9 protein-coding genes are annotated in these 14616 nt (G+C 70.6%); 5 read left to right on the plus strand and 4 right to left on the minus strand.

The window, feature by feature from the left end; genetic code table 11:
• Nucleotides 1-533: 533 nt before the first annotated feature.
• On the plus strand, nucleotides 534-1139 hold the full coding sequence (locus ACFWTE_RS18550; RefSeq protein WP_378780759.1) for a response regulator: 606 nt from the start codon (nucleotides 534-536) through the stop codon (nucleotides 1137-1139).
• A gap of 42 nt (nucleotides 1140-1181) precedes the next feature.
• Here ACFWTE_RS18550 and ACFWTE_RS18555 read toward each other — a convergent pair whose 3' ends face one another.
• Nucleotides 1182-3350, minus strand: coding sequence for a SpoIIE family protein phosphatase (locus ACFWTE_RS18555; RefSeq protein ID WP_378780800.1), 2169 nt, complete (start codon nucleotides 3348-3350; stop codon nucleotides 1182-1184).
• Nucleotides 3351-3832: 482 nt separating this feature from the next.
• Here ACFWTE_RS18555 and ACFWTE_RS18560 point away from each other — a divergent pair, with 482 nt between their 5' ends.
• Nucleotides 3833-8362, plus strand: a complete 4530-nt coding sequence (locus ACFWTE_RS18560; protein WP_378780760.1) for a HAMP domain-containing protein — start codon at nucleotides 3833-3835, stop codon at nucleotides 8360-8362.
• A gap of 6 nt (nucleotides 8363-8368) precedes the next feature.
• Nucleotides 8369-9007, plus strand: coding sequence for a two-component system response regulator (locus ACFWTE_RS18565; protein WP_378780761.1), 639 nt, complete (start codon nucleotides 8369-8371; stop codon nucleotides 9005-9007).
• Nucleotides 9008-9535: 528 nt separating this feature from the next.
• Here ACFWTE_RS18565 and ACFWTE_RS18570 read toward each other — a convergent pair.
• A complete protein-coding gene (locus ACFWTE_RS18570; RefSeq protein WP_378780762.1) occupies nucleotides 9536-10702 on the minus strand; it encodes a PAS domain-containing protein in 1167 nt (388 codons plus the stop codon).
• A 104-nt stretch (nucleotides 10703-10806) separates the two neighbouring features.
• On the opposite strand from ACFWTE_RS18570, the gene ACFWTE_RS18575 reads away from it, so the two are divergent.
• Both ACFWTE_RS18575 and ACFWTE_RS18580 read left to right on the plus strand, forming a co-directional pair.
• Complete coding sequence (locus tag ACFWTE_RS18575; RefSeq protein WP_378780763.1) at nucleotides 10807-11562, plus strand: ANTAR domain-containing response regulator; 756 nt, start codon at nucleotides 10807-10809, stop codon at nucleotides 11560-11562.
• 52 nt (nucleotides 11563-11614) lie between these two features.
• Nucleotides 11615-11962, plus strand: coding sequence for an STAS domain-containing protein (locus tag ACFWTE_RS18580; protein ID WP_378780764.1), 348 nt, complete (start codon nucleotides 11615-11617; stop codon nucleotides 11960-11962).
• Here ACFWTE_RS18580 and ACFWTE_RS18585 read toward each other — a convergent pair.
• Together ACFWTE_RS18585 and ACFWTE_RS18590 are read right to left on the minus strand one after the other, a co-directional pair.
• Nucleotides 11952-12881 carry an anti-sigma factor RsbA family regulatory protein gene (locus tag ACFWTE_RS18585; protein WP_378780765.1) on the minus strand — a complete coding sequence of 310 codons (930 nt, stop codon included), beginning with the start codon at nucleotides 12879-12881 and terminating at the stop codon, nucleotides 11952-11954. The two genes, ACFWTE_RS18580 and ACFWTE_RS18585, sit on opposite strands and share 11 nt — an antisense overlap.
• A 92-nt stretch (nucleotides 12882-12973) precedes the next feature.
• The gene (locus ACFWTE_RS18590; RefSeq protein ID WP_378780766.1) at nucleotides 12974-14248 is read right to left on the minus strand and encodes a glycosyltransferase; all 1275 of its coding nucleotides are present in this window, start codon (nucleotides 14246-14248) and stop codon (nucleotides 12974-12976) included.
• Between the last annotated feature and the right edge of the window lie 368 nt (nucleotides 14249-14616).

Genomic DNA, 14616 nt, shown 5'->3' on the forward strand with positions numbered 1-14616 from the left:
CCTCCCGCTCGTAGCCGTTGCCGTAGACGGTGGCGCTGCCGGTGCCGAACCTGGCCGCGAGCAGCAGGCCCGCCACACCGGCCATGACGCGGCGGGAACACCCCCGTGCTCCCCGCCGGGTACGGGCTCCACGTGCGCACCGCCGTCAGCGGAGGGGTTCCCCTGACCGGACGGCACCTGCTGGTCGGCGGGCTCGGCGGGAAGGTGGGCGTTCCCGGTCGCCGCACCGTACTCGGTACCTGTACTCGGTTCGTTGGGGTTCAACTCATCCTCCGACTGGCGGGACGATGTCTAGTGGACGGGCTCCATCATGGGCCGCATGGGTTAGAACAGGGTGAGAGCCCGATATACCAGGGTTTCGAGTCCACGGAGCACACGGGGACCGGGCGCGGTGGAGGCGGGCGCTCCCGGAACCGCCGCAGGGGTCGACCCCTGCGGTGCGTGGGTCTCCCGTACCTGCAAGAACCTTATGCACCACAATGTCCGGAACGATACCGCGCTGAAGCCCCAGTCACACCGGAGAAGGGCTGACCTTGATCAAGATCGTGCTGGCCGATGACGAACACCTCGTCCGAGGGGCCATCGCGGCCCTCCTCGGACTGGAGGACGACCTGGAGGTCGTCGCGCAGGTCGGCCGCGGCGACCAGGTGGTCGACACGGTCCTCGAACACGCCGCCTCCATCGCCGTCCTGGACATCGAGATGCCCGGCGCCACCGGCCTCGACGTCGCCGCGCAGCTCAAGAAGAGCGCCCCGGACTGCGGTGTCGTCATCCTCACCAGCTTCGGCCGTCCCGGCTACCTGCGCCGGGCCCTCGCCTCCGGGGCGCGCGCGTTCCTCGCCAAGGACGCCCCGGTCGACCAGCTCGCGGGCGCCATCCGGCGCGTCCACGAGGGCGGGCGCTACATCGACACCGACCTCGCCGCCGCCGCCATGGTCGGAGGGGAGAGCCCTCTGACCGACCGGGAGGCCGAGGTGCTCCGCGCCGCGTCCGACGGCGCCACCGTCGCCAGGATCGCCGCAGCCCTCCACCTGACCGAGGGGACGGTCCGCAACTACCTCTCCAACGCCATCGGCAAGACCGGCGCGGGCAACCGCATGTCCGCCATCCGCACGGCGCAGGACATGGGATGGCTGTGACACGGGGGTGAGGGCCCGGGTCCTACGGCGGCCCCGGGCCCGTCACAGGAAGCGCAGCACCATCATGGCCGTGTCGTCCGTGTGCCCGCCCGGTGCGTACTCCTCCAGTTCACGGTCGATCCGGCTGATGACCGCCTGCGCGGTCAGGCCGGAGCACCCGGAGAAGATCTCCATCAGGCCCTCGTCGCCGAGCATGTCCATGTTGCTGCGCCGCTCGGTGACACCGTCGGTCACCGCGAGGACCACCTCGCCCGGACGGATGTCCACGCTCTCCGTGGTGAAGCCCACGTCCTCGAACGCGCCCAGGAGCGGCTGCGAGCTCCCGAAGTTCTCCACCTTGCCCTTCTGGGTGAGCCGCATCGGCAGCGGGTGTCCGGCGGACACCATCCGCACCCGCATGCCGCCGCCCTCGTCGGTGGCCGGGGTCATCTCGCCGTAGAGCATGGTGAGGAACCGGGTGGAGGTGTTCTCGTCGAGGATGGCCATGTTCAGCCGCTGCATGATGTGCGACGGGGTGAACCCCTCCTTGGCGAGGGCGCGCAGGGTGTGCCTGGCCAGACCGGTCACCGCCGCGGCCTCCGGGCCGGTTCCGCACACGTCGCCGATGGCGAAGCACCAGCGGCCGCTCGCCGCGAACACGTCGTAGAAGTCGCCGCCGACCTGGTTCTTCTCGTCCGCGGGGCGGTAGAACACCGCGTGGTCCACGTGCGGGATCACCGGCTCCTTCTCCTTCGCGGGAAGGAGGCTGCGCTGGAGGGCGCTGCTCATCGCGGCCTGCTTCTCGTGCAGGCGTGCGTTCTCCATGGCGGAGGCCACACGGCGGCTCAGGTCGTCCGCGACGTCGACCTCCTCGCGGGTGAAGTCGTCCGCCTCGTTCTTGCCGATCGTCATCCGGCCGAGCGCGCGGCCGTGCGCGACCAGCGGAATGCTGATCGCGGGGCCGCTGGCCAGCTCGCGGCCCAGCTGCTCGTCGAGTCCCTCCTCGGCGAGTTCGGCCGTGGACCACAGCGGCTGCGGTTCGCGCTGCTCGCGCGGCGGCAGCCCGATCAGCAGGGCACGCAGGACGTCGTTGTAGTTCTCGTCCCCGTGCACCACATGGGTGAGCTGGGAGCTGCCCAGCTCGTTGATGGTGTGGATGGCGCACCACCGTCCCAACCGGGAGGTGATCAGCTGAGCGGCGAGCGCCCCCGTCATCCGCTCGTCGAGCGTGCCGGCGAGCAGATCACTGGCCTCGGCCAAAAAGCTCAGCGACGCACGCCGGTTGAGCTCCACCTCGGCCAGGCGCGAGCGCTCCACCGGCAGCGCGATCAGGTCCGCGCCCTCCTGGAGCCGTTTGGCGGCCGACGGGCCGAAGTACCTGGCACGCATGGAGGCGACCCCGAGCAGCCCGGCCACCCGGCCGTCCACGATCAGCGGCGCCGTGACCAGTGAGCGCATCCCGGCGCGCGACAGGCGCCCGCGCCCGGTGCGGGCGATCATGAGGTCGTCGTTGATCACCGCGCCCGGTTCGGGGGCCGCGGACGGGAACGTCTCCTCCGTGCGCACGCGCAGCGGACGCCACGGCGCACCGCCCGGCGTCAGCCCGACGGCGGCGCGGACCTCCCACATGGTCTCGTCCGAGGTCGCCAGTGTGATGTAGGCGGCGTCCCCGCCCAGGGCGGTGGTCGCGTACTCCACGGTGCGCTCCAGCAGCTGCGGCAGGGAGAGCCGCGAGCCGAGGGCGGCGTCCAGAGCCGACCACGGGGCGGGGCGCACCGGGCGGGCGGGTCCCCGCCGCACCTGGGGCGACTCCAACGAGGGGTGCGCGCCGGGGGAGTCCTCGATTCGGAACCACACCGCCTTGTCGTTGCGCCCGTAGCTCACACCCCAGCTGGACGCGATCGCCGAGGCCAGGGCCAGCCCCAGCCCGCCGCTGCGCTCGTTGTCCCTGGAAGGAGAGGTGTCCACGGTCAGGGGGCCCGCCTGCGGGACGGCCCGCTCGGGCGCGGAGTCGGTGACCATCACCTCGGTCGCCCCCTCGGAGCGGCGCACGGTCACGTCCAGGGCCGACCTCGCGTGGATGACGGCGTTCGTGACCAGTTCGCTGACCAGCAGGATCACGTCGTCGAACGGATCGGGAACGCCCCAGGTCAGGAGGGTGTCGTGAACGAACTCACGGGCAGCGGCCGCGGTCTCCGGGGCAGGAGGGAACTCTCGTCGAGCGACCTTCAACGCGTCGTGTGCTGGCAAGCCGTCGGTGTCCTTCGTCGCTGGATACGGGAGCGGGGGGAGGTGGTCACTGACACGATACGCGTGCGTCCGGGGTCGGATCCCGAGGTATCCCGCAGAACCTCCGAATCACGGGACCAGGTGTGCCGCACTCCGTGATACCACTCCACCCTCCGGGGGAGGAGCCCGCGGGGCGGCTGCGCGCTGCCGGGCTACGGGCGGGGGCGGGGAGCCCAACATGGCGAACCCGCCTGTCTGCTACGTTCCGGCCGGTTAGTGTAAGTCGACACATCCGCTTCTTTCGGGTGGTACTTCGCGCGGGTAGCGTGACGGGGTGTCACCAAGGGTACGTGGGACGGTCCGCGCACCCCCTGTCCGTGAGCCTCCGCCACGGCCCGGCCCGCCCCGACGGCGAGCCGGTACCGGCCGGGGCGGGCGCCCTGACGGGACATCGAGGTGGCAAGGCAGGTTGAGGAGGGGGTCCGATGCCCGAGGCGGTCAAGGAACTGGTGGCCGACGACCAGCTCGACGAGATTCTGCGTGCCCTGTACCGCATGCGCGACGGCGACTTCAGCGTCCGTCTCAGGAAGCGCGGCAGCGGCACGGTCCGGGAGATCGCCTCCGTCTTCAACGAGGTGGTCGACCACAGCGAACAGCTCAGCAAGGAGCTGCAGCGCGTCGGTGACGTCGTCCGCGACGAGGGACGGCTCAACGAGCGGATCAACGTCAACCCCTCCCGCGGGGCGTGGGGCGAGAGTGCCCAGGCCCTCAACGAACTGCTGGACGAGGTGGCCGAACCCCTGTCCGAGGTCGCGCAGGTCCTGGACTCGGTCGCCGAGGGCCAGCTGAGCCGCCGCGCTTCCACGGACGGCCGCCGCGGCGAACTCAGGGGCGACCTGCTCCGCCTGGCCACCACCGTGAACCGCATGGCCGACCAGATGAGCGGGTTCACCGAGGAGGTCACCCGGGTGGCCCGCGAGGTGGGCACCGAGGGCAAGCTCGGCGGCTCCGCCCGGGTCGAGGGCGTCTCCGGTGCCTGGCGCGAGGTCACCGAGTCCGTCAACCAGATGGCGTCCCGCCTCACCGTGCAGGTCCGCGACATCTCCGAGGTGACGACGGCCGTGGCCCGGGGTGATCTGAGCAAGAAGATCACCATCGACGTCCAGGGCGAGATGCTCGACCTCAAGGACACCGTCAACACGATGGTGGACCAGCTGTCCACGTTCGCGGACGAGGTCACGCGTGTGGCCCGCGAGGTGGGCACCGAGGGCAAGCTCGGCGGCCGGGCCAACGTGCGCGGCGTGCAGGGCATCTGGAAGGACCTCACCGAGAACGTCAACTCGATGGCGGACAACCTGACCAACCAGGTGCGGGACATCTCGCAGGTGACGACGGCGGTCGCCCGGGGCGACCTCACCCAGAAGGTCCAGGTCGACGTCCAGGGCGAGATGCTGGCCCTGAAGAACACCGTGAACACCATGGTCGACCAGCTCGACTCCTTCGCCGACGAGGTCACGCGCGTGGCGCGCGAGGTCGGTACCGAGGGCAAACTGGGCGGTCGCGCCAATGTCAAGGGCGTGTCGGGGATCTGGAAGGACCTGACCGACAACGTCAACTCCATGGCCAACAGCCTCACCTACCAGGTCCGCAACATCTCGCAGGTGACCACCGCCGTCGCCGCCGGTGACCTCGCCAAGAAGATCACCGTGGACGCCCAGGGCGAGATGATGGAGCTGAAGGACACCATCAACAAGATGGTGGACCAGCTCGACTCCTTCGCCAGCGAGGTGACCCGCGTGGCGCGCGAGGTGGGCACCGAGGGCAAGCTCGCCGGACAGGCCCACGTCCGCGACGTGTCCGGGGTCTGGAAGGACCTGACCGACAACGTCAACTCCATGGCCAACAACCTGACCTACCAGGTGCGCCAGATCTCCATGGTCACGCGCGCGGTCGCCGCGGGCGACCTGACCAAGAAGGTCACGGTCAACGCCAAGGGGGAGATCCTCGAACTCAAGGACACCATCAACGTGATGGTCGACCAGTTGTCCGCCTTCGCCGACGAGGTCACGCGTGTGGCCCGTGAGGTGGGCACCGAGGGCAAGCTGGGCGGTCGCGCCAACGTCAAGGGCGTGTCCGGCATCTGGAACGACCTCACCGAGAACGTCAACTCGATGTCGCACAACCTCACCACGCAGGTGCGCAACATCTCCGAGGTGACGACGGCCGTCGCGGCCGGCGACCTCACGAAGAAGATCGACGTCAACGCCCAGGGCGAGATCCTGGAGGTCAAGACGACGGTCAACACCATGGTGGACCAGCTGTCGGCGTTCGCCACGGAGGTCACCCGCGTCGCACACGAGGTGGGCAGCCAGGGCCAGCTGGGCGGTCAGGCCAAGGTCGACGGCGTCTCGGGTACGTGGAAGCAGCTCACCGACAGCGTCAACGGGCTGGCGGGCAACCTCACCACCCAGGTGCGCGCCATCGCCGAGGTGGCCAGTGCCGTCGCCGAGGGCGACCTGACCCGCAACATCCAGGTCGACGCCCGCGGTGAGATGGAGCAGCTCAAGGACAACATCAACCTGATGGTGTCCAACCTGCGCGAGACCACCGCCACCCAGCGGGACGCCGACTGGCTCAAGTCCAACGTCGCCCGCATCTCCGGCCACATCCAGGGCCACCGCGACCTCAGGGAGCTGGCCCGCCTCATCATGACCGAGGTGACGCCGCTCATCGGGGCGCAGCACGGAGCCTGCTACCTGCCCGAAGCCCAGGACGACCAGGAGAACTTCCAGTTCTACGCGGGCTTCGGCTTCGACCCGGGGGAGAGCCGCCGCCGCGTCCGCAAGGGCGTCGGGCTCATCGGCGAGGCACTGGCCCAGCAGGTGGAACAGCAGGTGGGCAACATTCCGCCGGGGTACGTGAAGGTCGAGTCGGGCCTGGGCGAGGCCTCGCCCCGCAACCTGTACATCCTCCCGATCGTCTCGGAGGGGCGCGCCCTCGGCGTCGTGGAGTTCGCCTCCTACGACGAGTTCCGCGAGATCCACAAGAACTTCCTGCGGCAGCTGGTCGCCCTGCTCGGCACGACGATCAACACCATCCTGGCCAACAACCGCACCGAGCACCTGCTGGAGCAGTCACAGCAGCTCACCAGCCAGCTGCGGGAACGCTCCAACGAGCTCCAGCGCCAGCAGGAGGAGCTGCGGGGCAAGAACGCCGAACTCCGGCAGAAGGCCACCCAGCTCGCCAACCAGAACCGGGCGATCGAGCTCCAGAACCAGCAGATCCAGCGTTCCAGGAACGCGTTGGAGGAGCGGGCGCACCAGCTCCAGGTCTCCTCCAAGTACAAGTCCGAGTTCCTGGCGAACATGTCGCACGAGCTGCGCACGCCACTGAACAGCCTGCTGATCCTGGCGCGCCTGCTCGCCGACAACGGGGAGCAGAACCTCTCGCCCAAGCAGGTCGAGTTCGCCCAGACCATCCACAAGGCGGGCAGCGACCTGCTGCTGCTCATCGACGAGATCCTCGACCTGTCCAAGGTGGAGGCGGGCCGTGCGGAGGTCCAGCCGAGCGAGGTGTCCATCGAGCAGTTGGTGGACTACGTCGAGGCGACCTTCCGCCCGGTCACGGGGGAGCAGGGGCTCGCGTTCGCGGTCGACGTGTCGCCGGACATCCCGGGGACGCTGTGGACCGACGAGCAGCGGCTCCAGCAGATCCTGCGCAACCTGCTGTCCAACGCGGTCAAGTTCACGTCGCAGGGCGAGGTGCGCCTCCTCATCGAGCCCGCGTGGGCGCTGGAGGACACCGACCTGGAGATGTTCGTGGAGAACGAGGAGGTCATCGCCTTCACGGTCGCGGACACCGGGATCGGTATCGCCGAGGACAAGCTCCAGGTCATCTTCGAGGCCTTCCACCAGGGAGACGGCGGCACGTCCAGGCGGTTCGGCGGCACCGGCCTGGGGCTGTCGATCAGCCGGAACTTCGCCCGCCTGCTGGGCGGGGAGATCCGGGTGCAGAGCGTCGCGAACCAGGGGTCGACCTTCACCCTGCTGCTGCCGGTCCGCCTGCCCGAGGACGCCGGGGACCGGGACGACCGGGCGGTCGGCGGTGCGTCGTCGGTGCCCATGCTGGACACCGGACGAGGCGACGCGGACGCCTTCACGGACGCCTTCACGGACGCCTTCGGCCCGGGGAGCGGGAACGACGTCTCGCTGCACGACGACTTCGCCATGCCGGACGAGGACTTCGACGCGGCGGTGGCCGCCCTCACCGACATCGGTCACGAGCCGCTGCCGACGGTTCCGGTGCTCAAGGCGCCGGAACCGGCCGCACCGGCCGGCCACGAGACGGCGGAGGAGTCGAAGGAGGTCGAGGCGCGCACGGATCCCGAACGGCGCGCGATCCTGGCCGGCCAGCGGGTCCTCATCGTCGACGACGACGTGCGCAACGTCTTCGCCCTGACGAGCGCCCTCGAAGTACAGGGGCTGGAGGTCCTCTACGCGGACAACGGCCACGCGGGCATCGCCAGGCTGGAAGCCAACGAGGACATCTCCCTGGTCCTCATGGACGTGATGATGCCGGAGCTGGACGGCAACCAGACGACCCAGCGAATCCGGGAGATGCCGCAGTTCGCGGACCTGCCGATCATCTCGCTCACCGCCAAGGCCATGCAGGGGGACCGCGAGCGCAGCCTCGCGGCGGGTGCCACGGACTACGTGACCAAGCCCGTCGACCTGGACCACCTGCTGGACGTCATGAGGCGCTGGCTCACCGCGGGCCGCGAGGAGACCATCGCCGGAGCGGCTGCCCAGGACGCCGCCGCCGCGGCGGCGTCCGACAACACCGGAACCGACGGTTCCGGAGGAGGCGAGCCGGGGGGCGAAGACGCGGAGGGCGCGCAGAAGGGGCAGAATGACGCGACCGCCGGTAACGGTAACAACACCCGCACCAGCACCAGGGATAACACCGACCCGAACGGGGACACTGGCACCAGCACCCCGACCGAAGACCTGGAGTAACCCGAAGTGACCCAGAAGGCCAACATCCTTCTCGTCGACGACCGCGACGAGAACCTGATCGCGCTGGAGGCCGCCCTCACGTCCCTCGACCAGAACCTGGTCCGTGCGAACTCCGGTGAGGAGGCGCTCAAACACCTCCTGGGCACCGACTTCGCGGTCATTCTGCTCGACGTGGTCATGCCGGGAATGGACGGGTTCGAGACCGCCGCGCACATCAAACAGCGTGAGAAGACCAAGGACGTGCCGATCATCTTCCTGACGGCCCAGGAGATCGACCGGCACCAGGTCTTCCGCGGCTACGCGTCGCGCGCGGTGGACTTCCTGCTCAAACCGTTCGACCCGTGGGTGCTGCGTTCCAAGGTCGAGGTGTTCGTGGAGCTGCACCAGCTCAAGGCGCAGATGCGCGAACAGGCCCGCGCCCTCCAACGGGACCTCGGACAGGAGACCGGAGAGCCGGGCAAGGTGCTGGCCGAACAGCTGGCACAGCGCGCCCGCCAGGTACAGTCCGACCTCGCGGAGCTGCGCGAGCACATCGTCACCAACTACCAGGACGTGGACCAGCCACTGGTCAACGGCGTGCGGAGGATGGACCGCTCCGTGGCGCAGCTGACCACGCTGGTGGACACCCTGCACGGCCCCGAGTAGGTGTGCCTGCTGCTGTGCTTGTTGTGGGGCTCCGCTGTGTTTGTTTTGGGGCTCCGCTTCGCTTCGCCCCGGGTTCGGGCGCCCCGAAGCCGGAATGCTTCGTGCTTGTTTTGGGGCTCCGCTTCGCTTCGCCCCGGGTTCGGGCGCCCCGAAGCCGGAATGCTTCATCCTCGTCTGCGCCTGACGCTCGTTCCTCGCTAGCGGCTTGACTCGTCTTGCAGCATCCCGGCGGCGCCCTCACGGGTACCCCTCTGGGGTTGGGGGTGGTTGTCTCGTGGGGTGCGGGGGGCTTGGTTTGTCTTGCGGCATTCTGGCGGCGACCCCTCTGGGGTTGGGGGTGGTTGTCTCGTGGGGTGCGGGGGGCTTGGTTTGTCTTGCGGCATTCTGGCGGCGCCCTCACGGGTACCCCTCTGGGGTTGGGGGTGGTTGTCTCGTGGGGTGCGGGGTGGCTCGTGTGGTTGTGCGGCCTTCCGGCGGCGCTCTCACGGGTACCCCTCCGGGCGGGTTGACCGCGCCCCGGTCCCGGAGTCAGGCGGAGGGGCGGGGAGGCAGCGCGAGCCCGATGTGCTCGCCGATCTCCTCGATGAGGCCGAGGTCGGCCAGGCGGAAGCTGCTCCGGTTGCTGCGGCGGATCAGGGTGAGAGCGCCGCGTACGCCACGGCTCCCCCGGAGCGGGACGGAGAGGATCGACCCGGCCCCGAGCACTGCCAGGAGGGGGGCACCCGACGCGGCCACCCCCAGCACCGACTCGTCCTCGATGAGCGGGAACAGCAGCGACTGGCCCCGGCTGAGCACCTCCCCGGGGATGTCGGACCCTCCGGGCGCCACCGCCGCGACCTCCTCCCGCAGTCCGGGAGCCGCGTCGGGAGGGCCGGCGACGACGGCGCGCCGGGCGACCCCGGGGTCGGTGGGAAGGTCGCACACGTCCACGACCACCCAGTCCGCGTAGGAGTCGGCGAGCAGGTCGGCGGCGTCGGCCAGGGCGAGCGGCTTTCCGGCCCCGCCGGGGCCCGCGGAGCGCAGCAGCAGCCGCGTCATACGGGTCAGCACGTCCAGCCGGCGCGCGGCCAGGACCACGACCTGGTCCTCCACCTCCGGTTCGAGCGGGGAGGGTCCCTCCTCCTCGGTACCGTTCATCGGCGGCGCCATCGCCACCAGGACCAGCGGGTTCGGCTCGGTGGGCAGTTCCACCCGGGTGAGGGTGAGGTGGACGTCCTCCGCCCACCCCCGCTGCGCCAGCCTGGTTCCCAGGGAGGCCGGCCCGTCACCGCGCAGCACCGCGGCGAGCCAGGACTGCATCGCGGCCCGCTTGCGCAGGTCCACGAAGTGGGCGAAGGGCTTGCCGGTGAGGTAACCGGGCGCGCTGCCGAGCTGGGCGGCGCCCGCGTTGTTGATCCGGCGGACGTACCCCTCGTGGTCCAGGAGGACGACCGGGACGCTCAACTCCGTGAACACCGCACGGAGCAGCGTGCGGTCGTCGTCGTGCTGGCGGCGCGGTCCGGGCTGGCTGTGGGACCGCGCCAGCTGTGCCCCCGCGTCGTTGAGCAGGCGCTCCGCGTACTCCAGCTCCGCCAGGGCCGCCTCGGCGGTGCCCTGGGCGTCGTCCGGGTACATGGTGTGCGTGTTTCGGAGGGCGCTTATCCGCTCGCTGAGAGCAGTGGTCTCGCGTTGCAGCCCGGCGAGGTTCTCCGACACGCTCAGGTCTCCCGTCGTGGCTGGTCTCTCCCGGATGTCCGGGTCGATGGTCCCCCAAGGTTACGGTTAGTGGGCGAGCCCCCGACGCGGAAGGAGGGCCCACCGTGTGGATCGAACGCCTGGCCCGCGACATCGGTGCCCTCGGACAGCTGGAGAACACCACCCTCGAACGCGCCCTCGACCAGATGAGCAGGGCAGCCGCCGTCGGGGTCCCCGGTTGCTCGGCCGCCCTCGTGGTGGTCTGGCGCGAGGTCGAGGGACCCGACGGGTCGGTCCGCCACGTGGTGACCGACTACGGTGCCTCCCACGCCGACCTCTCGGTCGCCTTCGAGCACCAGTACACGACCGACCAGGGTCCGACGGTGGAGGCCGTTCGGGAGATGTCCCAGGTCAGGGTCGGTGACGTGCTCAGGGAGCCCCACCGGTGGCCGCGCTACACCAGCATGGCGGTCCAGTGCGGTGACCGGTCCTCCATCACCCTGCCCAGCCTGCTGCTCGGAGACGGCGCCGACGACGGCCGCGTGGTCACGTTCGGGGTGCACTCCGGCCGCGCCGACGCCTTCGACGAGCAGGTCGTCGCCCCGCTCACCGCCCTGCTGGCGGAGCACGCGGCCGCGGCCCTGCACGCGGTCGGCCGCCAGGCGGACGTGGCGCGGGAGACCGCGCACATGCGCCGGGCGATGTCCGCGCGCACGCTCATCGACCAGGCCAAGGGCATCATCATGCACGCACGCGGCTGCGACGCGGACACGGCTTTCGCCTCGTTGCGGGAGGTCGCCCAGCGCAACCGCAAACGGGTCGTGGACGTAGCCAGGGAACTCGTCATCGAGAACACGGCGGGTGACGAGTCCCGAGCGTGATCGAAAACCGCCATGATGAGGCTCCTACCCGCAGCGACAAGGAGAAGCGACCGTGACGTCAGACATCTCGATCCGCCGCGAGCACGACGTCGTCGTCGTCGCGCCCGTGGGGGAGATGGACGCGGTGACCTCTCCCGGCCTGGCCGACGTCCTGGAGGGCGTCCTGGCCGCCGACCGCCCGCGTGGCGTGGTGGTCGACCTCGCCAAGGTCGGCTTCTGCGACTCGCGCTGCATCGGGGTACTCGTCGCCGCCTACCGGCGCAGCCGCGACCTGGACGTGGGGTTCATGGTCGCCGAACCGCAGCAGCAGGTCAACCGCCTGTTCGTGATAGCGGGGATCGACCAGGTCATCCCGATCGTGCCGAGCACCGCAGGGGCAGTCGACTCGCTCAGAAGCTGAGCGCGCCGAGCCCGTCCACGAAGTGGAGCCGCACCGTCGAACCCTCGCCGTTCCCGCTGATCTCCATGAAGTCGCAGATCTGCCGTGTGATCCAGAGCCCGTAACCGCGCGGGCGCATGCTGTCTACGGGGCGGTAGCCCGCCAGCGGGTCGGCGAGGCCCCCGTGCTCGTCGAACACGTCGCACACCCACCTGTCCGGACCCCGCCAGACGCTGACGGAGCCCTTGCCCGCCCCGTGTTCCAGCACGTTCGCGGCCAGCTCGTTCACGGCCACCACCAGGCCCTCGGCCCGGTGCGGCGCGATCGGCAGGGACACGCAGAGGGCGGTCAGCTCCCGGCGCAGCCGGGGCAGGGACATCCCGATCTCCAACCGGTGCACGGGCCCGGTTGCCGACAGGGGCTCCGGTGCGTCCGGTCTCGCACCGGACGCCGCCGTGCCCAGGTAACCGGGGTTGGGGCGGGGGCCGTCGGGCCCGACCATCGCCGGATGGGTGGCGCGCACCGCGGCACGGGCCCCCGCGGTGAGGGCCCGTGCGTCGTAAGCACACAGCAGTCGCAGGCGCAGGGGGGCCAGCGCCGTGCACAGGACCGACTCCAACCGCCGCCACTCGCGTGACTCCATCGCCTCGGAGGAGGACGGAGGCTCCGCCACCAGCGTCACGGGTTCATGGATGAGGGCCAGGCGGTGCAGGGCCGCCAGGGCGCGTCCAGGGGCTTCGTAGAGCCCGTCCCTGTCGATCACGTGGACACGTGCGCCCTCCGACGGTGTCAGGGAGTCGACGAGCACGGCGGCACGGGCACCGGAGACGGCGAGGACCGCGTGGGCGTTCTCGCCCAGCGCGGACCGCAGCCGATCCCGGGCCGTGTCGAGGAACAGCCCTTCGTCGTCGAAGAGGAGTCCCTCGTGGTCGAAGGTCATCGGGGCACGGCTCCGCGCCCCGGCGGCGGCCCGGAGGGGGTTCCGCCGTGCTCGGGGCGCGGACACACGAGGGGAGTGGGAGACCACACGGATCAGCGAGCGGCTCCGGACAGCAGGAGGCCGTCCACTTCGTCGGCGCCCTCGTCCTCCTCCGCCTGCTGCGGGAGGGCCCGCTCGTAGGCGATCGCGGTCTCCACGGCGATCCGCTGCCACGTGAACCGCGAGCGGGCGCGGTCCACGGCGGCGATCCCGTACGCGGTGCTCATGGTCGGGGTGCTGAGCACGGCGCGCACGGCGCGGGCGACCTCGTCCGGGCGGCCGAACCGCATCAGCACACCGCTGGTGCGGTGCAGGACCGCCCCCGGGGTCGCTCCGGTCGCGGTGGCCACGACGGGAAGTCCGCAGGCCATGGCTTCCAGGACGGCCCCGCCGTAGGGGTCGTAGGAGGCCGCGGACACGTACACGTCCGCGGAGCGCAGCAGGCGCGGCAGCTCCTTGCGCTCGACCGGTCCGACCAGGTGGACGCGGTCGTCGACCCCGGCCTCCTTGGCCAGGACCTCGACCCTGCGGGCGTTCTCGTCGAGGGCGACGTCGAGGTCCTCGGCGGTGGAGACGACCAGCAGCTCGGCCTCGGGAAGGCGGGTCATGGCCTCGACGAGGCGGTCGGCGCCGCCCGCCTCGGTCAGGGAGGTGACCGACACCAGCCGTGCGCGCTCCTCCCGACGCGAGGTCCAGTGGTCGGCGGACGTGCCGCCCTCCATGCTGAAGTGGTCGGCGTCCACGCCGAAGGGGACGACGCTCACGTGGTGGCGGGGCACGCCCAGGCGGGCGAGCTCACCCTGCTGGTCGGTGGAGTTGACCAGGACGTGATCGGCGCGGGAGGCGAGGATCGTCTCCATGCGGGCGCGTTCCGGGTGGTGGGCCAGCCCGGAGCGCTGTTCGCTGGCGTTCAGGGAGTGGAAGGTCTGGACGATGGGGGTGCCGCTCTGGTCGCCCTCGCTGCGCGCCTGGGCGTGCAGCGCCGCCAGACCGCTGGTCCAGCCGATGGCGTGCAGGACGTCGGGGGTGTCCTCGTCCAGGACGGCGGCGAGGGCGGTGCCGAAGGCGCCGGTGTGCTCGGCGTGCTCCTCGGCGGAGAGCGGCCGGGCGGGTCCGGCATCGAGGTAGGAGACGGAGACGCCCCGCGCCATCCGGGTGCGTCCGTCCGGCTGCCCGGGGTCACTGCGACGGGAGTAGACCGTCACCTTGTGGCCGAGCTTGGCCAGCTGCCTGGAGAGCGCGCAGATGTGCAGGCTCGCCGGGCAGGCGGGCTCGCCCCGGTGGGCGGGGAGGGGGTTGGCGTGTTCGGCGATCATGGCGATCTTCACTGGGCTGAACTCCTTGGGCGGGAACGGTGCCCGTCGTGGGTGCGAAGGCCCGAGGTGACTCCGGAGCGGGGATCGGAATCTTCCGGGGCGGGACGGTGGCTGTGCGACCCGGGAAAGGGCGGGCGCACGGTGCGGGGTCGTCCGCGCACAGCGGGTGGTGGGCGCCCGGCAGCGTTGAGGACCGTGCGCACGGAGGGCACACGGTTGCCGCGGGGCGGACCGAGGGAGGAAAGAGGGAAGGGCAGACGCACGGAGATCACACCAAACGACCGTCGAAGGAGATCGAGCGCCACCGGGCGCGACGGAGTCGCGGTGCACGGGGCGGGTCGTGTGTGTCTGCGTCTTAGACACCCAACGGCGCCCATTCT

The organism is Nocardiopsis sp. NPDC058631, assembly GCF_042716955.1.
GTDB lineage: Bacteria > Actinomycetota > Actinomycetes > Streptosporangiales > Streptosporangiaceae > Nocardiopsis.

What these genes read in the sequence shown, in the direction of transcription:
- ACFWTE_RS18585 (WP_378780765.1), bottom strand. Translation starts at nt 12,881, where the DNA reads ATGACCTTCGACCACGAGGGACTCCTCTTCGACGACGAAGGGCTGTTC.
- ACFWTE_RS18560 (WP_378780760.1), top strand. Translation starts at nt 3,833, where the DNA reads ATGCCCGAGGCGGTCAAGGAACTGGTGGCCGACGACCAGCTCGACGAG.